Origin of the sequence: Catenuloplanes sp. NPDC051500 (genome assembly GCF_044454585.1) — a bacterium.
GTDB lineage: Bacteria > Actinomycetota > Actinomycetes > Mycobacteriales > Micromonosporaceae > Catenuloplanes.
Genome location: NZ_JBITDX010000031.1, coordinates 1 through 24,130 on the forward strand (window position 1 = coordinate 1; position 24,130 = coordinate 24,130).

19 protein-coding genes are annotated in these 24,130 nt (G+C 69.4%); 8 read left to right on the forward strand and 11 right to left on the reverse strand.

Going from position 1 to position 24,130, the window contains the following annotated elements:
• Nucleotides 1–931: 931 nt before the first annotated feature.
• Nucleotides 932–1,801 carry a glucose-1-phosphate thymidylyltransferase RfbA gene (gene rfbA, locus ACIA8K_RS37125; protein ID WP_396068122.1) on the reverse strand — a complete coding sequence of 290 codons (870 nt, stop codon included), beginning with the start codon at nucleotides 1,799–1,801 and terminating at the stop codon, nucleotides 932–934.
• A 161-nt stretch (nucleotides 1,802–1,962) separates the two neighbouring features.
• Here rfbA and rfbD point away from each other — a divergent pair, with 161 nt between their 5' ends.
• On the forward strand, nucleotides 1,963–2,883 hold the full coding sequence (gene rfbD, locus ACIA8K_RS37130) for a dTDP-4-dehydrorhamnose reductase (protein WP_396068124.1): 921 nt from the start codon (nucleotides 1,963–1,965) through the stop codon (nucleotides 2,881–2,883).
• A gap of 494 nt (nucleotides 2,884–3,377) precedes the next feature.
• Nucleotides 3,378–3,542: a hypothetical protein gene (locus tag ACIA8K_RS37135; RefSeq protein WP_396068126.1), complete on the forward strand. Its 165-nt coding sequence runs from the start codon at nucleotides 3,378–3,380 to the stop codon at nucleotides 3,540–3,542.
• A 1,527-nt stretch (nucleotides 3,543–5,069) separates the two neighbouring features.
• On the opposite strand, the gene prcA is transcribed toward ACIA8K_RS37135, so the two are convergent.
• The 9 genes from prcA to ACIA8K_RS37180 form a co-directional block, all read right to left on the reverse strand.
• Entirely contained in the window at nucleotides 5,070–5,906 is an 837-nt protein-coding gene (gene prcA, locus ACIA8K_RS37140; RefSeq protein ID WP_396068128.1) for a proteasome subunit alpha, read from the reverse strand.
• Nucleotides 5,907–6,076: 170 nt separating this feature from the next.
• Nucleotides 6,077–6,919: a proteasome subunit beta gene (gene prcB / locus ACIA8K_RS37145; protein ID WP_396068130.1), complete on the reverse strand. Its 843-nt coding sequence runs from the start codon at nucleotides 6,917–6,919 to the stop codon at nucleotides 6,077–6,079.
• Complete coding sequence (locus ACIA8K_RS37150; RefSeq protein WP_396068132.1) at nucleotides 6,838–7,068, reverse strand: endonuclease VII domain-containing protein; 231 nt, start codon at nucleotides 7,066–7,068, stop codon at nucleotides 6,838–6,840. The genes prcB and ACIA8K_RS37150 overlap by 82 nt, the downstream gene beginning before the upstream one ends.
• Before the next feature lie 162 nt (nucleotides 7,069–7,230).
• Nucleotides 7,231–7,446 (reverse strand): ubiquitin-like protein Pup, encoded by a 216-nt coding sequence (locus ACIA8K_RS37155; RefSeq protein ID WP_396068134.1) that lies wholly within the window; start codon nucleotides 7,444–7,446, stop codon nucleotides 7,231–7,233.
• A gap of 146 nt (nucleotides 7,447–7,592) precedes the next feature.
• Nucleotides 7,593–9,125, reverse strand: a complete 1,533-nt coding sequence (dop, locus tag ACIA8K_RS37160) for a depupylase/deamidase Dop (protein WP_396068136.1) — start codon at nucleotides 9,123–9,125, stop codon at nucleotides 7,593–7,595.
• A gap of 217 nt (nucleotides 9,126–9,342) precedes the next feature.
• The gene (gene arc / locus ACIA8K_RS37165) at nucleotides 9,343–11,124 is read right to left on the reverse strand and encodes a proteasome ATPase (protein ID WP_396068138.1); all 1,782 of its coding nucleotides are present in this window, start codon (nucleotides 11,122–11,124) and stop codon (nucleotides 9,343–9,345) included.
• Nucleotides 11,125–11,395: 271 nt separating this feature from the next.
• Nucleotides 11,396–11,983 (reverse strand): hypothetical protein, encoded by a 588-nt coding sequence (locus ACIA8K_RS37170; protein ID WP_396068140.1) that lies wholly within the window; start codon nucleotides 11,981–11,983, stop codon nucleotides 11,396–11,398.
• Nucleotides 11,980–12,960 (reverse strand): tRNA (adenine-N1)-methyltransferase, encoded by a 981-nt coding sequence (locus ACIA8K_RS37175; protein WP_396068142.1) that lies wholly within the window; start codon nucleotides 12,958–12,960, stop codon nucleotides 11,980–11,982. The genes ACIA8K_RS37170 and ACIA8K_RS37175 overlap by 4 nt, the downstream gene beginning before the upstream one ends.
• A gap of 63 nt (nucleotides 12,961–13,023) precedes the next feature.
• Nucleotides 13,024–14,091 carry a site-2 protease family protein gene (locus ACIA8K_RS37180; protein WP_396068231.1) on the reverse strand — a complete coding sequence of 356 codons (1,068 nt, stop codon included), beginning with the start codon at nucleotides 14,089–14,091 and terminating at the stop codon, nucleotides 13,024–13,026.
• 276 nt (nucleotides 14,092–14,367) lie between these two features.
• Between ACIA8K_RS37180 and ACIA8K_RS37185 the strand changes: the two genes are divergently transcribed.
• Complete coding sequence (locus ACIA8K_RS37185) at nucleotides 14,368–15,321, forward strand: RecB family exonuclease (protein WP_396068144.1); 954 nt, start codon at nucleotides 14,368–14,370, stop codon at nucleotides 15,319–15,321.
• Here ACIA8K_RS37185 and ACIA8K_RS37190 read toward each other — a convergent pair.
• The gene (locus ACIA8K_RS37190) at nucleotides 15,306–15,923 is read right to left on the reverse strand and encodes a PilZ domain-containing protein (RefSeq protein ID WP_396068146.1); all 618 of its coding nucleotides are present in this window, start codon (nucleotides 15,921–15,923) and stop codon (nucleotides 15,306–15,308) included. The two genes, ACIA8K_RS37185 and ACIA8K_RS37190, sit on opposite strands and share 16 nt — an antisense overlap.
• Before the next feature lie 235 nt (nucleotides 15,924–16,158).
• On the opposite strand from ACIA8K_RS37190, the gene ACIA8K_RS37195 reads away from it, so the two are divergent.
• The 5 genes from ACIA8K_RS37195 (at nucleotide 16,159) to ACIA8K_RS37215 (ending at nucleotide 24,047) form a co-directional block, all read left to right on the forward strand.
• Nucleotides 16,159–17,355: a sensor histidine kinase gene (locus tag ACIA8K_RS37195; protein ID WP_396068148.1), complete on the forward strand. Its 1,197-nt coding sequence runs from the start codon at nucleotides 16,159–16,161 to the stop codon at nucleotides 17,353–17,355.
• An 11-nt stretch (nucleotides 17,356–17,366) separates the two neighbouring features.
• Entirely contained in the window at nucleotides 17,367–18,041 is a 675-nt protein-coding gene (locus ACIA8K_RS37200; protein ID WP_396068150.1) for a response regulator, read from the forward strand.
• 1,851 nt (nucleotides 18,042–19,892) lie between these two features.
• Nucleotides 19,893–20,663, forward strand: a complete 771-nt coding sequence (locus ACIA8K_RS37205) for an ABC transporter ATP-binding protein (protein WP_396068152.1) — start codon at nucleotides 19,893–19,895, stop codon at nucleotides 20,661–20,663.
• A complete protein-coding gene (locus ACIA8K_RS37210) occupies nucleotides 20,663–23,203 on the forward strand; it encodes an ABC transporter permease (RefSeq protein WP_396068154.1) in 2,541 nt (846 codons plus the stop codon). Before ACIA8K_RS37205 ends, ACIA8K_RS37210 begins: the two co-directional genes overlap by 1 nt.
• Before the next feature lie 196 nt (nucleotides 23,204–23,399).
• On the forward strand, nucleotides 23,400–24,047 hold the full coding sequence (locus ACIA8K_RS37215; RefSeq protein ID WP_396068232.1) for an HAD family hydrolase: 648 nt from the start codon (nucleotides 23,400–23,402) through the stop codon (nucleotides 24,045–24,047).
• Nucleotides 24,048–24,130 lie beyond the last annotated feature (83 nt).

Here is a 24,130-nt window from a genome sequence, read left to right on the forward strand (position 1 = left end):
AAGCCCACGCCGAATCGGCAACATCGTCGCCGCCGCACTCCACCTGACCCACCATGAATACAAATACCTACCCAAACCCTGCTGAGATCACCTCAGTACACGCCGTTATGCAGAGCACCCGCGCCCCACACCCCGCTATGCACAGCACCCGCGCCCCACACCCCGCTATGCACAGCACCCGCGCCCCACACCCGTTATGTACTGCACCCGTGCTCCACACTCCAGCGGGTGCAGCACTTCGGAGCAGATCAACCCGCTCTTCAGGTCCCAGTGTGTGCGAAGCACACAGAGGTGACCGCCTGGCTGCCCCGTCTGCCGTCGACCCGCCCAACGGGGAGCAGATCATCGGCAGGGCCGCCACCGACGGACAGATAACAACACTGCGAAGCGCAACCAACGGCACGCGCCCACCCATGGGCCGGAACCCGGCGAACCCAGCGTGACCAGCGGACTCGTGAGCACCGATCAAGGCAGCGCCAACACCACCCAGGCTGGCGGCCCTGCCGATGATCTGCTCGGCTCTGCCCGGGTCGACGGCAGACGGGGTAGACAGGCCGCGCGAAACCCGACCACAGACAAAGCCTTAACAGCGAAGCTGAAAGTGCTTTCGGTTGACCCGGAGCCAGAGTGCTCCCCCCGGAGGGCCGCCGGAGGCCACCCACTAGAGCCGCCGGACCCAAAAACAGAAAGCCGCTGGAAGCCACGAGCCCCGGAGGGACGCTGGAGAACAGCCAGAGCAGACCAACCTACTGACCTGTCCCGGTCAGGGTGAGCGCGCCTCAGAGACTTCTATATAATGAAATTTCGGGCGCGGGGTGCTCGACCCGCATCCCGACCGCAAAACCCCAGTAAGCGGGCCAGCCGAAGCAGACCGACCAGAGCAGGCCGGCCAGAGCAGGACCGCCGCCGCCAACTCAGCCCAAACCGGCCGCTACCGCTCCCAATCGAGCAGGCGCAACAGGTACTCCCCGTATCCGCTGCGAAGCAACGGCTGTGCCAGCTCTCTCAGCTGCTCGTCGTCGATGTGTCCGGTGCGCCATGCGGCTTCCTCCACGCATCCGATCTTGAAGCCTTGGCGCGCCTCTATCACGCGCACGTACTCCGCGGCGTGCACCAGATCCGCGAACGTGCCGGTGTCGAGCCAGGCGGTGCCCCGGTCGAGCACGGTCACCGTCAGTTCACCGCGGCGGAGGTAGGCATCGTTAATCCCGGTGATTTCCAGCTCGCCCCGACCGGACGGCCGCAGTTCCTTCGCGATCTTCACCACGTCGGCGTCGTAGAAGTACAAACCCGGCACGGCGTACCGCGACTTCGGCTTTGTCGGCTTTTCCTCGATCGAGATGACCTTGCCGGACTCGTCGAACTCGACCACGCCGTAGGCGGTGGGATCCGCCACCGGATAGGCGAACACCCGGCCGCCGGCGTGCGCGGCGTTCTCCTTCAGCCGGTTCGGCAGGTCGCCGCCGTGGAAGATGTTGTCGCCCAGGATCAGCGCGACGTCGTCCCCGGCCAGGAAGTCCTCGCCGATCAGGAAGGCCTGGGCGATCCCCTCCGGGCGTGGCTGCATCGCGTACGTCAGCGACAGCCCCCACTGCGACCCGTCCCCGAGCAGCCTGCGGAACTGCTCCTGGTCGTCCGGAGTCGTGATGATCAGGATCTCACGCACACCCGCGGTGACGAGCGTGGTGAGCGGGTAGTAGATCATCGGCTTGTCGAAGACAGGCATCAGCTGCTTGGACACCGCCTGGGTGATCGGCCAGAGCCGAGAACCGGTGCCACCTGCCAAAAGGATCCCACGCACCGGCGAATAGTACTCATGTCAGGCCACTACCGGCAGTGACTTCGCAATCAAGCTGTGATCGACGCGCGCGGTAGACGGACGGGGTGTTCCTCGCACCCTGGTACCGTGGCGAGCGCTCCTTGGCCGGGAGCATGTCATCGCACTCCTGGGGGGCCGACACAATGACCCGTTGGCTGATCACCGGCGCGGGCGGGATGCTCGGCCGCGACCTCGTCGCCGCCCTGACCGAGCCCACCGCGCCGTACGGCCGGCACGCCCGGCGCAGCGAGACCTCGGTGGAGATCACTGCGGCGACGCGCGACAACCTGGACGTGACGGACGCGGCCGCGGTCGCCTCGCTGGTCTCCGGGCACGACATAGTGATCAACGCGGCGGCGTGGACCGACGTCGACGCGGCCGAGGACCACGAGGACGTGGCGACCGACATCAACGGCCGTGCGGTCAACAACATCGCGGCGGCGTGCACTGTCAACGGCACCAAGCTGATCCAGATCTCCACGGACTACGTCTTCGACGGCACCCGCACCTCGCCGTACCCGGAGACGCACCCGACCTCCCCGATCAACGCCTACGGCCGCGGCAAGCTCCTCGGCGAGCAGCTCGCACTCCGGACCGGCGGCTACGTCGTGCGCACCGCCTGGACCTACGGCGACCACGGCCCCAACTTCGTGGCCACAATGCTGAAGCTGGCCGCTACCCGCCCCACCGTCGACGTGGTCACGGACCAGATCGGCCAGCCCACCTGGACCGCCGCACTCGCCGAACAGCTGGTCCGCCTGGGCACGGCCGCGCTCGCCGGCACCGCCCCGCCCGGCGTCTACCACGGCACCGCCTCCGGCCAGGCCAGCTGGCACGACCTGGCCCGCACCATCTACGACATGGCCGGCCTCGACCCGGACCGGATCAAGCCCACCACGGCGGAGGCCTTCGCCCGCCCGGCAAAGCGCCCCGCCTACAGCGTCCTAGGCCACGACGCCTGGGCCGCCGCCGGCATCCCACCCCAGCCCGACTGGCGGGTACAACTCGACCACGCCCTCAGCGAGCCCGGCATGGCCGACCTCGCCAAAGCCGCAAGATCCTAAAACCTCTCTTCCCGCTTCCGCCGGCCTCCGGTTCCGCACGCTCCCGCGGCACCGATCACAATGCCGCTTTTGATCGTGAAATGGACCCGGTCGAGCCGCGGGTCTCTGGCCAGTGCGGATGCTCTCCTGCCCGGTCCGGCGGGTAGGACGCAGACGCAGGTGGGCGTTTACTGAACTTTCGGGCTCAGGGTCCAAGTCCGGCGCGACCGTCCAGCCCGCCGACCGGAAACGGATCTTCCACTATGCGGGAATCAAGATCCTTGTTTTGCTCACGGTCCTTTGCACCGCCAGGAAAGGACCGTGAGCAAAACAAGGATCTTGACCATCCTCGGCCGCTCCACCCGCAGGTGCTTATGAGACGACATTTCCGGTGCCGGGGCGGGCTTCGTGCCTGGGTACAGAGCATGCCGCTCCTGATCTGCCCCGCGAGACAGACTGACCTGCCGGATTTCACAGTGTGAATCGCCGAGCCAGGCGGGCCCCTGCTGACCTTCGTGGTCGAGGTGGTCGAGGTGGTCGAGGTGGTCAAGGTGGTCAAGGGCCGGTTCCACGGACCGGCCCGGTGCGTCGCGCCCGAACGTTCCGTGATCCAGCGGGCTGCGGCGGCACTCACCCTGCCCCCGAAGGTCGGCAGCAAATGGCCAGGTCAGAAACCATGATCAAAATAGGCTGAGTGGCATAGGCACCGGTCGTCGCCAGAGCTCCTCCCTGTCAGACCGTTGGCGTCAGGGCCAACCACAAGCACCGGCCACCGCTGTTCACGCCCCCACACCCCACCTCAACTTCGCGCCACGGTGAAGACCGCCACCGCTCTACCCGGGCCAGGCCGAGCCGAGCCAGGCCGAGCCGAGCCAGGCCGAGCCGGCTTTGAGCAGGGTGAAAAGCGCAGCGATCTCCCTGTGCCTTTATCCCGGCGGCGATTCAGAGATAAGACGCGCCTACTGAGGTTCGCGACCAGGGGCTATTCGGCACTTCGCGCCCGAAATTTCGCTATATATGCCTCCGATGCATGCGCATGCTGACCCTGCAAGCTCTGTCAAGAAACCTCAGGCTGCGTAGCGTTCCATGAATTGAACAATCTCCTTCTTAACGCGGCCTTCTTGGTGCGTTTCTGCACGTCGGCGCGCGAGTGGGCGTCATAAGCCGTCCAGACACGCGGCGGTGCCCCACAATGCCTGGCGCGCGCCATTCACGCCCAGAGTGTGGGAGCGAGCTACCCATTTAGTGAGATTGAAGATCCTTGCGGCTCTGGTGGCCCTTATAACGGCGCAATAAGGGCCACCACAGCCGCAAGGATCTTGAGCACAGAAAGCCGACGGCGATATCGGGGTAGAGGCGCGATGGCGCTTGCGCACCGGCCTCAGACCGACGAAAGCGAAAGCGGAAAGCGGAAGGCGAAAGCGGAAAGCGAAAGTCAGGCGAAACATCGCGGCATCCACGGCACCGGTGCCCGGTTTCTCGACTCGCCACCGGTCACCGCGCTGATCATCCGCCACTGCCGCGGCACCGGCCGCGCCCTGACCCGGCCTGCCCCGGACGCACGCCGCCGACATCAACCCGACCACCACGAGCCTCCGCCTTCGCCGCCGGCCCTTTGCGAGCGACTACCGGACCTAAGCCGTGCCACCGAACCAGCGCTGATACGACCCCGCGCACCCATCACGAGCCGCAACGACCCGAACCCACCCTCGCCACTGCCGGACCTCAACCGCGCCACCCAATCAGCGCTGACACGACCCCGCGCCACCCATCACAGGCAGCAACAGCCCAAACCATCGCCAGTGACCTTTGCATCCGACCCAACCGCACCACGTGCCAGCACTGACGCGACACCCGCACAGCCCGTTGCAGGGAGACCCACCGCCTTCGGCCAACGAGGAGGCCTCGACCGCTGACACTACCCCGGCGCGCACGTCAAGAACCGGACGCGCCGCGCGCCACGCGAGGCCGTGCGGCGGTGATCGCGTGCACTTTCCCGGCCCGTGCGGGACCGGCTCCGAGCCGCCCGGCAAGCGGAGCGTAAGCGGAGTCTTGGTGGGCGGCGAGGTTTGCCCGCGGGAGCATGCGGGCTGCACCATCCGCAGAGCGGGAAAACGATTTAGATCTTGAACTGCCGGCTTGAAAGGCCTGGCACGGTGGTAGCCGCCGGCGTCGTGCTGGCCGGCGGCTACCACTGTGGAGGGGGACTACTTGTCGGCGGGGCCTTCGCCGTCGACGGCGGCCGACTCGCCGGCGGTCTCCAGGTCGGCGGAGGCCGCGGAGACGGTCGGGGTGTCGGGGCCGGGGGCGGGGGTGCCGGGCTTCTCGGTGGAGTCGGCCGGGAGGTCGCCGCCGTCGAGGAGGGTGCTGAGGGCGTCGGTGGCGAAGCGGCGGAACGTGCGGCCCTTGCGGGTACGGTCGAGGACCGCGACCTCGAGCTGCTTGGCGGTGATGGTGCGCGGGTTGCCGTTCTCGCCGCCGACGCTGGCCAGGGACTTGACGGCGAGCTTCAGCGCGTCGGACAGGGACAGGCCGTGGTCGTGGCCGTCCTTGAGCGTGCTGGAGATGCCCTCGGCCTGGCCGCCCATCGCCATGAAGCCGGGCTCGTCCTGGACGGAGCCGTCGTACATGATGCGGTAGATCTCGTCGAGTTCCGGCGTCGCGCCGACCTGGGCCACGCACAGCTCGACCTCGAACGGCTTCTGCTGCTCGGTGAAGATGGCGCCGAGGACCTGCGTGTACGTGCTGGCGAGCGCGCGGCCGGTGACGTCACGGCGGTCGTAGCTGTAGCCGTCGATGTCGGCCTTGCGCACGCCGGCACGGCGCAGGTTCTCGAACTCGTTGTAGCGGCCGACGGCGGCGAAGCCGATCCGGTCGTAGATTTCGCTTACCTTGCGCAGCGACGTCACGTTCTCCGCGACGAGGAGGACCCCACCGGCGTAGCTGAGGACCACCGCGCTACGGCCCCGGGCGATGCCCTTGCGGGCGAGCTCGGAGCGGTCGCGCATGATCTGCTCGGGTGAGGCGTAGAACTGCATAGCCACGGCGGCTCTCCAATCAGGATTAGGGCTGGGGTCGGAGCGCGGCGCAGGCGCCCTCGCACCGGTGTTGCAGGTGGGCGGTTGCGACGTGCGGCCGGACGGCGGCTAAGCCTTGCCGCAGCCCGGCCGCCACATCGGCACAAGCCCTCGGGCTGGGGGCGACGGAGAGCCGCTCAGCCGCCGGGGTTCTCGCGGCGGGCGTCGACGACGGTCTCGGCGATCGCGGAGACCTCCGCCTCGCTGAGCCGGTTGGTGCCCTCGGCGGTCGCGGTCATGACGACCGGGAAGATCCGGCGGATCAGGTCCGGCCCGCCGGTGGCGGTGTCGTCGTCGGCGGCGTCGTAGAGCGCCTCGACGGCGAGCCGGGTGGCCTCCTCGGCGGAGATGCCGGGCCGGTACCGCTTCTTGAGGGCGGACTTCGCGAAGATCGAGCCGGAGCCGATCGCGTCGTAGCCGGTCTCCTCGTAGAGGCCGCCGGCGATGTCGAAGCTGAAGATCCGCCCGACGCGCGCGGGGTCGGCCGCGGCCTGGTCGTACCCGGCGAAGAGCGGGATGACAGCGAGGCCCTGGAGTGCGGCGCCGAGGTTCTGCCGGATCATCGCGGCGAGGCGGTTGGCCTTACCGTCGACGGAGAGCATGACGCCCTCGATCTTCTCGTAGTGCTCCAGCTCGACCTGGAACAGGCGCATCAGCTCGATGCCGACCCCGGCCGTGCCGGCGATGCCGATAAGCGAGAACGCGTCCGCGGGGTGCACCTTCTCGATGTCCCGGCTGGCGATCATGTTGCCCATGGTCGCCCGCCGGTCACCGGCCAGCACGACGCCACCAGCGAACGAGATCGCCACGATCGTGGTGCCGTGCGGCGCGACGTCTCCGGCGGAAAGGCCGGGCGGCAGCGGCCGGCGGCCGGGCAGCAGATCGGGCGCGGCGACACTCAGGAACTGGGTGAAGGAGGAAGTGCCCAGATCGGTGAACGCACCTGGTAGACGCCCGGATGGATCAAAACCCGTTGCCACGTGTGTCCTCTCAGGTATGTGATCGCCCTGTCCAGATGCGCGATGTTGTCACGAAACTGGCCGAGGCCGCCGTTGCAGTTGAAGCACAATATCCCGCGCACGGCTCCGGTGCGATGGTCATGATCGACGTGTTCGGGACACCACGTCATCCCTGCCGACCGGGACGGGCGGCTTGATGCCACGACGGCGACGGCTCGCCTCCGACCGCTCAGCGGCACACCGCTTGCAATAGAAGGCCAACCGTCGTTGCGGTGGAACTTTGCGACCGAGAGCAGCTGCTCACACCGTTATGTCCAAAACGAACATAAGCCTCATTGGCCCCCTTTTTGCACATAGCCCCTGACGAATTCCTCGGCGTTCTCTTCCAGGACGGAGTCGATCTCGTCGAGCAGATCGTCGACGTCCTCGGTGATCTCGGCGTGCCGCTCGGCGACCTCCGGGTTGGCCTCGACCGTGGCCTCGTCAACCTCGTCCTGCTGGCTGCTCTTGCTGGATTGCGACTGTCCGCCGGTGTCCTTGGTAGCCATGGCCGGTCCCTCCCTCGCCTCGTGCCGGGCGGTGACCGAGCCCGGCAACATCAGGTACGTAAAACCTACCCCGGAGTTATGACGAAAAGGCTCGCCCAAGCGCGTGTTTCGCGCTCAGCCGAGCCCTTCCGTGCACGGTCGGGATCCTAGGTGGCCGGCTTGGTACCTCCGGTCAGCGCCTCGAGCAGGTCCTTGGCGCTCTCACAGCGGTCGAACAGCGCGCCCACGTGCTTCTTCGTGCCGCGCTCCGGCTCCATCATCGGCACCCGGACAAGCGATTCCCGCCCGATGTCGAAGATGACCGAGTCCCAGCTGGCGGCGACCACCTCGGACGCGTACTGCGCGAGGCACCGGCCGCGGAAGAACGCCCGGGTGTCCTCCGGCGGGTTGACCATGGCGTCCCAGGTGTCGCGCTCGTCGAGAAGCGTCTTCATCGAGCCACGGGCCACCAGGCGGTGGTAGAGGCCCTTCTCCGGGCGTACGTCCGAGTACTGCAGATCGACGAGCTGGAGCTTGTGCGAGGCCCAGCCGAGCTTCTCCCGCTCCCGGTAGCCTTCCAGCAGCCGGAGTTTCGCCACCCAGTCCAGCTCGTCCGCACAGGACATCGGGTCGCGGCCGAGCTTGTCCAGGATGTTCTCCCAGCGGTTGAGCACGTCGGCGGTCTGGTCGTCGGCGTCGGAGCCGAGCCGGTCGTCGACGAAGAGCTTGGCGCGCTCGAAGAACGCCCACTGCAGGTCCAGCGCGGTGAGCTTGCGGCCGTCGCGGAGCCGGACCATGTGCTGAAGCGTGGGGTCGTGACTGATGTTCTTCAGCTCGGAGACCGGGTCGGCGATGCTGAGGTCGCCGGTGAGCGCCTTCTCCTCGATCATGGCGAGGATCAGCGCGGTGGTGCCGACCTTGAGGTAGGTCGAGGTCTCGGAGAGGTTCGCATCGCCGATGATGACGTGCAGGCGGCGGTACTTGTCCGCGTCCGCGTGGGGCTCGTCGCGGGTGTTGATGATCGGCCGCTTGAGCGTGGTCTCCAGGCCGACCTCGACCTCGAAGAAGTCGGCGCGCTGGGAGATCTGGAAGCCGGTGCCGGAGCCGTCCTGCCCGATGCCGACCCGGCCGGCGCCGGTGACGATCTGCCGGGTGACGAAGAACGGCGTCAGGTACGCCACGATGTCCGCGAACGGCGTCTGGCGGCGCATCAGGTAGTTCTCATGGGCGCCGTACGACGCGCCCTTGTTGTCGGTGTTGTTCTTGTAGAGGTGGATCTGGTGCGCGCCCGGAATGGTGGCCGCGCGCCGGGCCGCCTCCGCCATCACCCGCTCGCCGGCCTTGTCCCATTTGACGATGTCCATCGGACTTGTCACTTCGGGCGTGGAGTATTCGGGGTGGGCGTGGTCGACGTAGAGACGTGCGCCGTTGGTGAGGATGACGTTGGCGAGGCCCAGGTCCTCGTCCGCGAGCGCCTCGGCGGGGTCGTAGGCGGCGCCGGAGTAGGTGAAGCCGCGCGCGTCCCGCAGCGGCGACTCCTCTTCGTAGTCCCAGCGGGTGCGGCCGCCGCGGTTGAGCTCCGGGCGTGCACCGTAGGCGTTGACCACCTGCGAGGAGGTCACCATCGGGTTCGCTCCGGGCTGGCCGGGCACGGAGATGCCGTACTCGACCTCGGTGCCCATGATCCGACGCACGCTCACCCGCGGCCTCCGATTCGCTCCGGCCGCGCGTTCGCAGCAGACACTGAGCTTCCTGATTTGCTCGCAAGCTCGCTCATGAGACCTCACTCCTAAAGCCCGATGAGAGAAGCCTAGCCCGCGGCACCGTCACAAAGCGTGTCAGCACGATGGTAAATATGCCGGCCGGACACACGAAAGGGCGGCACCCTCCACGGTGCCGCCCTTTCGATGACACGACCTACAGGTACTGCCCCGTGTTCGAGGCGGTTTCGATGGCACGGCCGGCGTCGGTGCCCTTGCCGCCGGAGACGAGCGTGCGGATGTAGACGATCCGCTCGCCCTTCTTGCCGGAGATGCGGGCCCAGTCGTCCGGGTTCGTGGTGTTCGGCAGGTCCTCGTTCTCGCGGAACTCGTCGACGCAGGCGTCGAGGAGGTGCTGCAGGCGCAGGCCCTTGCGTCCGGAGGAGAGGAACTCCTTGATCGCCATCTTCTTGCCGCGGTCCACGATGTTCTGGATCATGGCGCCGGAGTTGAAGTCCTTGAAGTACAGGACCTCCTTGTCACCGTTGGCGTAGGTGACCTCCAGGAACCGGTTCTCCTCCGACTCGGAGTACATCCGCAGGACCACCGACTCGATCATGGCGGCGACCGTGGCGTCCCGGTCCTTGCCGTGCTCGTTCAGGTCGTCGTCGTTGAGCGGCAGGCCGCTGAGGATGTACTTCGAGAAGATGTCCTTGGCCGCCTCGGCGTCCGGACGCTCGATCTTGATCTTCACGTCCAACCGGCCCGGGCGCAGGATGGCCGGGTCGATCATGTCCTCACGGTTGGAGGCGCCGATGACGATGACGTTCTCCAAGCCCTCCACGCCGTCGATCTCCGACAGCAGCTGGGGGACGATGGTGTTCTCCACGTCGGAGGAGACGCCGGTGCCGCGGGTGCGGAACACCGAGTCCATCTCGTCGAAGAACACGATGACCGGGGTGCCCTCGCCGGCCTTCTCCCGCGCACGCTGGAAGATCAGCCGGATGTGCCGCTCGGTCTCGCCGACGTACTTGTTGAGCAGCTCAGGGCCCTTGATGTTCAGGAAGAAGCTGGTGTGCTTCTCCTTGCCCTGGCGCTCGGCGATCTTCTTCGCCAGCGAGTTCGCGACGGCCTTCGCGATGAGGGTCTTGCCGCAGCCGGGCGGGCCGTAGAGCAGGATGCCCTTCGGCGGGCGCAGCTGGTGCTCCCGGAACAGGTCGGCGTGCAGGAACGGAAGCTCCACCGCGTCACGGATCTGCTCGATCTGGGAGTGGAGACCGCCGATGTCGGTGTAACCGACGTCCGGCACCTCCTCCAGAACCAGCTCCTCGACCTCACTCTTCGGGATCCGCTCGTAGGCGTACGCCGAGCGGGGCTCGATCATGAGCGAGTCACCGGCACGCAGTGCGGTGCCGATGAGCGTGTCCGCGAGATGGACGATGCGCTCCTCGTCGGCGTGCGAGATGACGAGCGCGCGGTCACCCGGGGTGCCTTCCGGCGACTCCAGGATCTCCTTGAGCATCACCACCTCGCCCACGCGCTCGAAACCGAACGCGTCGACGACGTTCAGCGCATCGTTGAGCAGGACTTCCTGCCCGCGCTGAAGCTCATCCACCTCGAGCGACGGGGAGACCGCCACGCGCAACTTGCGCCCACCGGTGAAGACGTCGACAGTGCCGTCCTCATGGCGGGTCAGGAAGACACCGTAACCACTCGGCGGCTGCGCCAGGCGGTCGATCTCCTCCTTGAGCGTGACGATCTGGCTCCGCGCTTCCTTCAGCGTGGACACCAGTCGCTCATTGTTCTCGGACAGCCGGGAGAGCTGCGCCTGCGTTGCCGCCAGCCGCTCCTCGAGCTGCCTCACGTGACGGGGGCTTTCGGTCAGCTTGCGCCGCACCAGGGCGAGTTCCTCTTGAAGAAACGCGACCTGCGTGGAGAGATCGTGGGCCTCTTTCTCCCACCGTGCGGCGCGCTGGTCGGCGTCGTCGCTACGTGCCACGTCCCACCTCCCCGGGGGCTCGAACGTCTTGCCATAACACTAGCCGTAAAAGCCGGGATTCCAACCCACGCAACACCCTCGTCACCGAAGCTTGATCAGATGTGTCCATCCGATCACAACCGGTCACCGTGGCCGAAACACGCCTCCTGAGTGCGAAAACATCCTGCGCATGGCGCGAAAACCCCCGAAGAACACCAACCCACATCAGGGGTACGGAGTGAGTCCGCCCTGCGCGTAATTCACGTGATTCACGCGGAGGGGGCCACGGCGGCTACAGCGTCGGACGCCCGACGAGCGACGCGATGACCCTTGCGAACTCCTCCAGACGCGCGATCTGACCGGCTCCGCCGTCGTCTATCGTCTTGCCGAACCGCAGCGCGTCGTGCCGTACCGGCGGGCGCTCGCCCTCCTCAAGCGTTCCACCGCTCGGCGCCGCCTCGTCCATGGTGCTGAGCAGCAGATAGACGTCGACGCTGCCGACCTGGGCCTGCCCGCTGGGCGTCCGGGTGAGCTGCCGCCGGCAGCCGACCTCGGTGACCGTGGAGAGCGGGACCACCCGCAGCGACGACGTCATGGAGCCGGGCGGGCCCTCGCCGAGCGGCACGTCCTCGCCGTGCCAGAGGATCAGCCGGTTGCCGTCGCAGACGACGACCTCCTGCCAGACGCCGTTGACCTCGTTGACGAAGCGCTCAAGCGTGAAACAGAGCACGTCGGCGCCGCGGAGCACGCCGCCGAGCGACTCCAGCGCCACGTCCGGATCGCGGAGGTAGGCGCGGGCCGCCGAGTCGAGGTCGTGGTAGGGGGACCAGTCCGGGAACACCGCGGGCAGATCCCCTCCCCCACCGAGGCTGTGACTCACTCGTCGGTCTCCGGTGACTGCGGCTCGACCGGCTCGGCCTGCTCCGGCACAACTGCGGCCGCGGCGGCCGTCTGCAGGGTCGCCTTACGTGCCGCATACGCCTCAGCACCCTTGGAGGGCTTCCGCCGGCGCGGCGGGGCCTGGACGCCGGGCGCGAGCTTGCGGGCCGACACCAGGAACGCAGTGTGCGCGATCATCCGGTGGTCGGGCCGGACCGCGAGACCCTCCGCGTGCCAGTCCCGCACAAGCGACTCCCAGGCGCGCGGCTCGGTCCAGCCGCCGCGCTCGCGCAGCGCCTCGACCAGCTCGGACAGCTGCGGCGTAGTGGCCACGTAGCCGATGAACACGCCGCCGGGGACCAGAGCCCGTTCGACCATGTCCAGAGCCTCCCACGGCGTGAGCATGTCCAGGATGATCCGGTCGAATCCGGTCTCCTGGCAGTCCGCCACGTCGCCCTGGTGCAGCGTCCAGGCGGGCGGCGGCGCGCCGAAGAACGCCTCGACGTTCTTCCGGGCGATGACCGCGAAGTCCTCGCGCAGCTCGAACGAGTGCAGCTCGCCGGTGTCGCCGACCGCGCGCAGCAGCGAGCAGCTCAGCGCGCCGGAGCCGGCGCCGGCCTCAAGCACCTTGGCGCCGGGGAAGATGTCGCCCATCTGGACGATCTGCGCCGCGTCCTTCGGGTAGATGACCTGCGCGCCGCGCGGCATGGAGAGCACGTAGTCGGCGAGCAGCGGGCGCAGCGCCAGGTAGGCGGTGCCGTTCGCCGAGGTGATCACGCTGCCCTCGGGCAGGCCGATCAGGTCGTCGTGTTCCAGCGCGCCGCGGTGCGTGTGGAATGACTTGCCGGACTCCAGGACAACCGTGTGCATCCGTCCCTTCGGGTCGGTGAGCTGGACCCGGTCACCCGCCCGGAACGGCCCGCGGCGCGCAGGCACCGGCTCGGCGGTCGGGACGACGGCGGTGGACGGTACGGTCACGGTGTTCCTCTTCCTCGGACGTGCTACTTCTCATTGATACGGGCGCGAACACCGTATCGGGGGTCAAACGGCCGGGTTGCCCCGGCCACGTCGTGGTTCGAGCACCTCGGCCAGATCGATCAGGTGCAGCACGCCCACGACGTCCTCGCCCGCGGTCACCAGGTACTGCGCGCCCGGGTGAGTCTGCACTACGCGCACGACCTGCTCGCCGGTGAGGTCCACCGACATGGCCGGGATGCCCTCGACGCCGCGCGCGACCGTGTCGACCGACACCCACGGGCGCCGGTCGGCCGGCACCGCGGCCGCGCGGGCGCCGTCGACGAGCGCCATCACCCGGCCGGACGCGTCCGCCACGACGAGCGACGCGTTGCCCGGGGCGGACTCGCGACCGCGTCGCTGCGCCTCGGCCAGCGGCGTGCCGGTCGGCACCGCGAAGATCGGCCGGGCCAGGTGCGACAGGTTGACCATCGGGAAGCGGCGGCTCATCCGGGCCAGCCGGATCGACTGCCCGGCGCCCTGCCACAGGGTAAGCGTGACCAGGAGCATGAACACCAGGCCGAACACGCTGAGCCAGCCCAGCAGGTAGGTGACAAGCACGCCGGCCGCGGTCAGCCCGGCCAGCGCGCGGCCGGACCAGCCGGCGACCTCGGTGGCCAGGTGGCGATCGCCGTTGACGGCCCAGACCGCGGCCCGCAGCGCGCGACCGCCGTCCAGCGGCAGGCCGGGCAGCGAGTTGAAGACCGCGACGACCACGTTGCTCACCGCGAGCTGGAAGGTGAGCTGGCCGGCGAGCGTGTCGTCCGGCAACAGCAGCGTGGCGATGGTGGCGAGCACGCCGAGCACAAGCGACACGGCCGGGCCGGCAAGCGAGACGAGCAGGTCCACCCGGGGGCGGGGGGCGTCGCGGTCCATCTCGGTGTAGCCGCCGAGCAGCTCGAGGGTGATGCCGCGCACGCCGATGCCGAACCGGCGGGCGGTCAGCGCATGCCCGAGCTCGTGCAGCAGCACCGAGCCGAGCAGGCAGACCACGAAGCCGGCGCCGACCGCGTAGCCGGCGACACGGGAGAGGCCCAGCTGACCGCGGACGAACTCGCCGTAGATGACCGTGACCGCGACCGCGAGCAGCAGCATCGAGGCATTGAGGTAGACGGGAACGCCGAAGAGCCGCCCCACCGTGACGCCGGCGCGGCGGCCCGGGTCGGGCGCCTCGTTGTCCACCGGGCCGATGCTATCGGGGAAGACGGTGACTGTGGTGTGCACGTGTCTTCGTGACCGCTTGTACATGCTCAGTCTGAAACCGTCATACGTAGCCCTTAGCCTTGTGGCATGACCATCGAGACGGAGGCAGCGCTCTTGTCGGGAGCAGCACAATTGTCGGGAGCAGCACAGCCGTCGGGAGCAGCGCACGTGCAGACAGGCCCCTCGCCCGCGGAGCTCGCCCAGCCGGACTGGACCGGCCCGTCGCTCTCCCCCTCCCGGGCCGGCGACTTCAAGACCTGCCCGCTGCTGTTCCGCTTCCGCACGATCGACCGCATCCCCGAGCAGCCGACCGCGGACCAGACGCGGGGCACGCTTGTGCACGCGGTGCTGGAGCGTCTCTACGATCTGCCGGCCGCGGAGCGTACCCCCGCCGCCGCGGTTGATCTGGTCGCCCCGTCCTGGGAGCGCCTGCTCGCGGAGAACCCCGACCTCACCTCGATCTTCGAAACCCCCACAGGCGACGACGGGGGTACGCCTGCGGAGGTGCTCGTGGAGGTCCAGCCCGGCGAGCGGCCGGTGGCAGGTGTGGACGACTTCCTCGCGTCCGCGAAGGCGCTGCTGGAGGGCTACTTCACGCTTGAGGACCCGCAGCGGCTAGAGCCGGCCGAGCGCGAGCAGCTGATCTCCACGGTGGTGGACGACCGGCTGCGGCTGCGCGGCTTCGTCGACCGGCTGGACGTCTCACCGGACGGGCAGATCCGCGTCGTCGACTACAAGACCGGCGGCGCGCCGCGCGAGGCGTTCGAGGCTAAGGCGCTGTTCCAGCTCAAGTTCTACGCGCTGGTGCTGTGGCGGACCCGGGGCGTGGTGCCGCGCGTGCTCCGCCTGATCTACCTCAAGGACGTCGAGGTCTGCGACTACTCGCCGGACGTGGAGGAGCTGCAGCGATTCGAGCGCACGGTGCTTGCGCTGGCCAAGGCGATCGAGGCGGCCACGGCCGCGCGTGACTTCCGGCCGCAGCCGAGCAAGCTGTGCGGCTGGTGCAGCCACAAGGCGCTGTGCCCGGCGTTCGGCGGCACCCCGCCGCCGTACCCGGAGGTGGTTCCCGCGCAGCGCGCCGCCGCACCCGTTCTCGTGGAGGCCGATCAGAACCTGGCGTAGGCGCGACGGCGCTCCTGGGCAGCGACGTAATCGGCGATCAGGTCCTCGGCCTGCGTGGTCAGTCCCACGAAGAGAAGCCGGTGCATGTTGACCGGGTCCAGGCCGGGCAGCACCTTCGCGCTCACCGTGACGAACTGGCCGGGCAGGTCCAGGCGGCCGGGGAACGACTCCCCCGCGTCCGGGCCCCGGCCGAAGGCGAGCGCGCCGCCGAGCGAGATGTTCCGCGTGGTCAGCGGGAAGTTCGCGCCCTCGGGGCCGTTGAGCGTGAGCGGCACCGTGGCCGGCACGCGCAGGCTTGAGCGGCGCTGGATGCCGGTCTCCACCCGGGTCGGGCGCAGGCCCACTGTCGCCTCCGTCGCGCGCACCACCTGCGCGCTGCCCACGCCGCCACGCCCGTCCGCGGTCCAGATCAACTCGACGGTCTGGCCCTCCTTCAGACCGCCGGCGATCCGGAAGTTCAACACCCGGTCCGGGGTACGGATGACGCTCAGATCGTGGTAGGTCTTCTCACCGGCGACCACTGTCACAAGCGTGGCGTCCTCCGGGAAGTCGGCGTACTCGACCGGTTCCGGCACCCGTTTCCACGGCAGTCGCAGTCCCATCGTCCGTACCCCTCCGCGCCTCGTCACTGTGTTGCAGACCGGTGATCGGCAGGTGCGGGCCCCGGCTGACCTAATATCGGCGTGCTGTGCCCCAGCTCATAGCCACGTTCTCCTCCCCACGCCCCCACCACCTCGTGCCTGAGGAGGAGAGGAGGGTCGCCGCCGGGGGCGATTCAGCGGTCCGGCACGGCCGATAGGTTCACCGGACAGGCCCGTCCAGCACCGGAGCACCGACATGAAGAGCTTGCGCGCATGGGCCTCCGCCGGGCGCAGCCGCGACCCGCGCCACGCGTTCACCGCCGACTGCCGGCTCGCGCTCGTGGTGCTGACCGTCGACGCGGTCGCCACCTGGGCCTCGCCGGAACAGCGCGCCGGAAACCTGCTGCTCCTGGCCCTGACCGCGGTCTACAGCGCGCTCCCGGTCACGCTGCGCCGGGTCGCGCCGTGGCCGGCCCTGCTGCTGTTGCTGCCCACGCTGGCCGTGCCGCTGCTCGGCGCGCCACAGCCGGTGACGCTTCCGGCCGCGTTCGCGATCCTGACCTACACGGTCGCCGCCCGGCTGTCGCTGCGCGCCGCGACCGCCGCCGCGCTGCTGCTCTGGACGCCCGCGCTGGCCGGCGTGCTGATGCTGCCCGAGCGGCTGATCGGCGAGCACGGCGTACCCCCCGTGTTCCTGGCCTTGAACAACGGGCTGATCGGGCTGGTCGTGTTCCTGGTCGGGCGCGCGGTCCATGGGCGCCGGGTGACCGCACGGGCGCTTGAGGAACGCGCGATCGCTGCCGAGTCCAACCAGCGCGCCCTGGCCGAACAGGCGGTCGCGGACGAACGGCGGCGCATCGCCCGCGAACTGCACGACGTGGTCGCCCACAACGTCAGCGTGATGGGCGTGCTGGCCACCGGCGCCCGGCGGGTGCTGCGCGCAAACCCGGACACCGCTGACGAGGCGCTGACCACGATCGAGGAGACGTCCCGGTCCGCGATGCGCGAGCTGCGCCGCATGCTCGGCGTGCTGCGCACCGAGACCGAGACCGACACGGAGATGGCCCCGCAGCCCGGGATAGCCGGACTGGAGGAGCTGGCCGACCAGGTACGCGACGCCGGGCTGCCGACCACACTCCGGATCGACGGCACGCCCGCGACCCTTGAGCCCGGCGTGGCGCTGACCGTCTACCGGATCGTGCAGGAGGCGCTGACGAACGCGCTCAAGCACGCGGGCCCGGCGACCGCTCAGGTCCGCTTGAGCTTCGGCATCTACTGGCTGATCGTCGAGGTCTTCGACACCGGCCGCGGCCCGGCCCCCGGCTCCGAACACGGCGCCGGACACGGACTGGTCGGCATGCGCGAACGGGTGGCGCTCTACGGCGGCACACTCCGCGTCGGACCCCGGCCTGGTGGCGGCTTCCGGGTCTACGCGAAGATTCCGGTGGACTGAGGGGGTTCCCGTTGACAGACGCACGTCCGGTGCGCATTCTGCTCGCCGACGACCAGCCGCTGCTGCGGACCGGTTTCCGCATGGTGCTGAGCGCCGAGGCGGACCTGCACGTGGTGGGCGAGGCCGGCGACGGCAGCGAGGCCGTCGACCTGGCCCGCCGCCTGCTGCCCGACGTCGTCCTGATGGACATCCGCATGCCACGCCTCGACGGCGTGGCCGCCACCAAGGCGATCGTCGACGCCCGCCTGCCGGTCCGAGTGCTGATCCTGACCACGTTCGACCTGGACGAATACGTGGTGGGCGCGCTCCGCGCCGGCGCCAGCGGCTTCCTCGCCAAGGATGTCCCCGCCGAAGACCTGGTCACCGCGATCCGCACGGTCGCCGCGGGCGAGGCCGTCGTCGCCCCCCGCATCCTCAAACGCCTCCTCGACCGCTTCGCCGACGCCCTCCCCGACCCGAACGCCACCCCACCCCGCTCCCTCAGCACCCTCACCGAACGCGAACGTGAGGTCCTCATCCACGTCGCCAAGGGCCTCTCCAACGCCGAGATCGCCCGCGCCCTCTCCGTAAGCGAAACCACCATCAAGACCCACGTCGGCCACGTCCTCACCAAACTCGGCCTCCGCGACCGCGTCCAGGCCGTCGTCCTCGCCTACGAGTCCGGCCTCGTCCGGCCCGGCGCCTGACCCGGGTGACGGCGGCGGTTCTCGGCTCGGGCTCCTGGTCAGCAACGGCGGGTCGGGGCGGCCACAGGTTCGGAGCACCGCGAGGGCCGGCACCGACGCCAGGGTCCGCCAGCGGCACCGGCTTGGTCGGGCAGTCGCGGCTCGCCGAGCGGGCGTAGCCTCGCGTCAGCGGCAGTCGGGCGGCATGGCTGCGACTCAGGTGATCACAAGGACCGGCACCGAAGCCAGGACTCACCAGCGGCACCGGCTTGGTCGGGGCAGTTGCGGCTCACCGGGCAGACCTAGCCTCGCGCCAGCGACAGTCAGGCGGCATGGCTGCCACTCAGGCGATCACAAGGACCGGCACCGAAGCCAGAACTCGCCAGCAGCACCGGCCTGGTCGGGGCAGTCCCGGCTCGCCGGGCGAACCTACCCTCGCGCCAGCGACAGTCAGGCGGCATGGCTGCCACTCAGGCGATCACAAGGACCGGCACCGAAGCCGGAGCACCGAAGACATGCGGTCAGTCTTGGCTCTCACGGTTCCCGGACAGAAAGTGCGAGAGCTTACGTCCGAAAAATTACTCTTTGTTTGGACAAATCATGGAGGCGGAGGAGGCGCGGGCTGTCGCGCCTTCGGCACCGACGGCACGCGAGGTGACAAACGCGGCGATGCGCGGCCCCTCTGCGGCTTGCCGGCCTTACCGCCTCACCGAAAAAGCCTGTTTCGCGTCTGACATTCGCCTTCACAAGGCGTCGATCTTGCTGCGGGCTCGACCATGTATGCGTAATCAACGTTATAGCGACCTCATAGCGTTGATTACGCATACATAGTCGAAATCCGCGCTCTGGCTAGGTATGTATAACGTGAAATTTCGGGCGCAGAGCGCCCGGGATGGTGGCGACGCGTGCCGCTGGTCAGGATGTGGGAGCGGAGGTCTGCCCGGCGAGCCCGGAATGTCGGCCAGGATCGTGCGACCAGCTGGCAGCACCGGCGCCGACCAGCCGCCGCTGACGCGACACCGGCCGTGCCTTGGACCGTAGCCGCCCCGAACGCGCGCGGCCGGCATAAACCCGAGCGCCGGAACCCCCTGCCTTCGACGCCGGCCCTTGCGACCGCCCAACCGCAGCCGCACCCCATCGACCTGCGCCGACGCGGCCCCACGCAGCCCGAAACGGACCGCCACGGCCCCGAATCAACGGAACCACCGCGAGTCTCCGGGGTCGGTGCCGGAACGTGGAAAGCGGGACCGGCAGCCGCATCGCCCGACAACCACTGAAGCGACACCGGTGCGAACGACCGACGGAACCACCACGAGCCTCCAGGGCCGCTGCCGGAACGTGGAAGGCGGGAACTGCGGCCGCATCGCCCGACCACCACTCAAGCGACGCCGATGTGTGCCGCGGGTGGTAGCGGTGAGCGGCGGGAATTGCGTGGGGTGGGTCTGGGACGGCGGGACCGGCTCCGATGCGGAGGGGAAAGCGGAGCGCCAGCGGAGTCTTTGCCCGCAGCGAGGTTGGCCCGCGGGAGCATGCGGGCTGAACTCCGGCGGAAGCGGGAAGATCGAGGTCTTGGGTTGTCCCCCCGGCGAACACAGGCACCCGGGGAAGCGTGCGGGCCGGACACGGCGTGAGCGGGGAAATCGGGTTCCCGGGCGAGCTCAGGCGACCGCGGGGAACAAGCGGGCCGCACCGGGAGGATCGGCTCGCGGGCTGGCAGGGGTGTCCTCCTTGAGGAGGAGGGGTGGACCGTCCTGGGGGCGAGCGGGGAACCAGCCCGGTGACGGACGACGGGAGCCGGATCGGCACGTAGCGTGAGGTTCGCAGGTCGTCGTGGTCGGCGGCCCGGGAAGCGGACGGACGGGGAGTTGTGGGATGACGGAGAGCATTGCGGCGGTGTCGGCGGTGGACGTCTGGAAGGTGTACGGCGCCGGGGAGGCACAGGTCACCGCGCTCGCCGGCATCACCACCCGGTTCGCGAAGGGGCGATTCACGGCGATCATGGGGCCGTCGGGCAGTGGGAAGTCGACGTTGATGCATTGTCTGGCGGGGTTGGACACGACCTCCCGCGGGATGATCCACATCGGTGAGACGCCGCTGACCGGGATGAACGACACGCAGCTGACGAAGCTGCGGCGTGACAAGATCGGGTTCATTTTTCAGCAGTTCAACCTGCTGCCGACGTTGACGGCGGAGGAGAACATTCTGCTGCCGCTGTCGATCGCGGGGCGCAAGCCGGACCGGGAGTGGTTCGACACGATCGTGTCGACGGTGGGGTTGACGGATCGGCTCCATCACCGGCCGACGCAGCTGTCCGGTGGTCAGCAGCAGCGGGTGGCGTGTGCGCGGGCGCTGCTGGCCCGGCCGGATGTGGTCTTCGCGGACGAGCCGACCGGGAACCTGGACAGCAGGGCGGGCGCGGATGTGCTGTCGTTCCTGCGTAACAGCGTGCACGAGCACGGCCAGACGATCATCATGGTGACGCACGATCCGGTCGCGGCCTCCTACGCGGACCACGTGATCTTCCTGGCCGACGGGCGGATGGTGGACGAGCTTTCCGCGCCGACCGCGGAGGCGGTGCTTGACAAGCTCAAGCACCTGGACCTGCCGGAGGAGCCCCCGGTCGTCGCGGAGCCGGTGCACTGATGCTGCGCGCGACGATCAAGAGTCTGCTGGCCCGGAAGCTGCGACTGGTCCTGTCCGGGCTGGCGATCGTGCTGGGCGTGATGTTCGTGTCGAGCGCGTTCGTGCTTACCGACTCGCTCGGCGGCCGGTTCGAGCGGCTGTTCCAGACGATCAACGCGGACACCGCGGTGCAGGTGCGCGCGGACCCGGACGCTGACGCCGGCACGCCTTCGCTGCTCACCGACGCGGACCTGGCGCGGATCAGGGAGGTGCCGGGCGTGGCGCGGGCGGACGGCGACGTGTCCGCGGAGGGTGTGGTGCCGTTCCGGGCGCGGGACGGGAAGGCGGTGCCGTCCGTGGGCGCGCCGCAACTCGGCGTCGGCTACACGGGCGGCGGTGACCTGTTGCAGGTCGCGGACGGCCGCGCGCCGGCGGAGGGCAGCGAGGTGGCGCTGACCCGGTTCACTGCCGAGCAGGCCGGCGTCGGGGTCGGGGACACGGTCCGGGTCTACATCGGACCACGGTACGAGACCGGCGAGTACACGGTGACCGGCGTGCTCGAGTACTCCGGCGGCCGGCCGTCGCTGTCCGGCGAGACCATGGTGGCGTTCACCGTGCCTGAGGCGCAGCGGCTGTTCTTCGGGCAGGCCGGCGTCTACGGGGGCGCGCAGCTGACCGCCGCCGAGGGTGTCTCGGACGAGGCGCTGCGGGACCGGGTGCGGGAGGTCGCGCCGGCCGGGTTCGAGGCGGTCACCGGTGCGGAGATCGCTGAGGAGCAGGCCAGCTCGTTCACCCAGCTGCTGACCTTCGTGAACTGGTTCTTCCTCGGGTTCGCGCTCGTGGCGTTGCTTGTCGGGATGTTCCTGATCTTCAACACGTTCAACATCATCATCGCTCAGCGGGCCCGGGAGCTGGCACTCTTCCGGGCGCTCGGCGCGAGCTGGGGGCAGCTGACCGGCTCTGTGCTGATCGAGGCGCTGGTGGTCGGATTCGTCGCGTCCACGCTGGGCCTGCTCGCCGGCATCGGCGTCGCCTACGGGCTGCAGGCGGCGGCCACTGCGGCCGGTTTCCCGCTGCCCGAGGGCGGCCTGGTGGTCGGCGTGACAGCGGTCGTTGTCTCCTACCTGCTCGGCATCCTGATGACTGTCGCGGCCGCGCTGATCCCGGCGGTCCGGGCCGCGTCGGTGCCGCCGGTCGCCGCGATGCGCGAGGTAGTCCGGCCGGACAAGCCACTGCTGGCGCTGACGGTCAGCGGCGGCGTGGTCACCGGGCTGGGCGTGGCCGCGCTCGGCGCCGCACTGCTCGGCGCGCCGCTGGCCGCGCTCCTCATCGGCGTGGGCGTGCTGTTCTCAATCGTCGGCGTGGCGCTGCTGTCACCGGCGCTGACCCGGCCGGTGGCGGGCCTGATCGGCCGGCTCGTCGCCTGGGGTGCGGCGGGTGACCTCGGCCGCCGCAACGCGCTGCGGAACCCGCGGCGCACCGCAGTCACCGCGGCCGCGCTGATGATCGGCGTCGCGCTGGTCAGCACCGTGGCCGTGATCGGCTCGTCGTTGCGCTCCACAGTGCGGGACCTGGTGGAGAACGACATCGGCGCCGAGGTGATGATCATGACCAACTCACAGCAGCTGCCGGACGGCCGGGAGGGCTTCGATCCGGCGCGGCTGGCGCAGGTCGACGCGCTGCCGGGCGTGCGCGACTCCATCGCGTACCACTTCAGCGTGGCCACGGTGAACGGGCGGCCGCAGCAGTTCGTCTCCGCGACCGATCTGACCCGGGCCGGGCCGGCGTTCGCGCTGGAGCAGGAGTCCGGCACGCTCACGCCGGGCGGCGCGGCCGACGCGCTCATCGACACGAACACCGCTACGGCGCTGGGCGTGACGACCGGGAGCCGGGTCACTGTCGAGGCGGCCAGGGGCGGGCCGGTCACGTACACGATCGCGGGTGTCTACAAGAGCCAGCTCACGTCCGGCGTGCTGCTGCCGGAGTCCGCGGCCGCGACGTTCGCCGGGCCGCTTGCCGCGCAGGGGTACGTGTCGGTGGACGAGGGCGCCGACGTCGACGCCGTGGTGGCCGGCGTCGAGCAGATCATGGCGGACTACCCCCTGGTGACGGTCGGGGACCAGGAGTCGTTCATCGCGCAGCAGAACGCGGTGGTCGACGGCGTGCTCGCGATCTTCTACGTGCTGCTGGCGCTCGCCGTGATCGTGGCGTTCCTCGGCATCGTGAACACGCTTGTGCTGAGCATCTACGAACGGACTCGCGAGCTGGGCCTGCTGCGGGCGATCGGCACCACGCGGCGCCAGGTGCGCAGCATGGTGCGGGTCGAGTCGCTGCTGATAGCGGTCTACGGCTGCCTGCTCGGCATCCTGCTCGGCGTGGGACTGGGCGGGACGGCCTCGATGGCGATGCGGCAGCAGGACCTGCTGTCCGTGGTCACCGTCCCCTACGGCCAGCTCGCCGGCCTGTTGGTTGCGGCCGCGCTGGCAGGTGTGCTCGCCGCGATCCTGCCGGCGCGCCGGGCGTCCCGGCTCAACGTCCTGGACGCGATCGCGTACGAGTAAACGCTGATGGTCGGCTGAGTTAATACCGCCCCGGGAGAACCTCCCGGGGCGGTCACCTACCTGGGACGCCGGTTGTTGTTTCGGCCGCGACCGGGCCGGGTTGAGCCAAACCGCTCACACTCCGTGGCAGACGGCCGCACTGATCCGGACAATGGTCCGGGTGACCAGCGACGTGCAGATCAAGTCCCCCGCCGCCGTGCTCTTCGACATGGACGGCACGCTGATCGACAGCGAGAAGGTCTGGGAGATCGCGCTCCAGGAACTGGCCCGCTCGTACGGCGGTGAGCTCTCCGAGGCGGCCCGCGCGGCCATGGTGGGTGCGAGCATGGACCAGTCGATGCGCATCCTGCACGAGGACCTGGGCCAGACCTGGCGCGACCACGGCGCCGGTGCCACGGCGCTCGAGGACCGGGTCGCGGGCCTGTTCGCCTCCGGCCTGATCTGGCGGCCCGGCGCGATGGCGCTGCTGGCCGCGGTGCGCGCCGCGGGCATCCCCACCGCGCTTGTCACGTCCACCCGCCGCCGCCTGGTCGAGGTCGCGCTCGACACGCTCGGCCGCGACTCGTTCGACGTGGTGGTCTGCGGCGACGAGGTGACCGCAAACAAGCCGGACCCGGCGCCGTACCGGATCGCCGCGGACGCGCTCGGCGTGGACATCGCGGCGTGCGTGGCGATCGAGGACTCCCTGGCCGGCATCGCGTCCGCGCGGGCGGCGGGCGCGGCAGTGCTTGCGGTCCCGTGCGAGCTGGACCTGAGCCACCTGGACGGCGAGACCGGCATCCACGTCCGCGCCACGCTCGAGGCCGTCGAGGTCCCGCACCTGGCGCAGTTCCTGGGCCATTAACAGCAAAAGCCGCATTGTACGCAATCCGCCCGGCTATCCTCCGGCGGCGCGGCCAGCAAGCCAGTTCGCGCGGCGGCACGTAG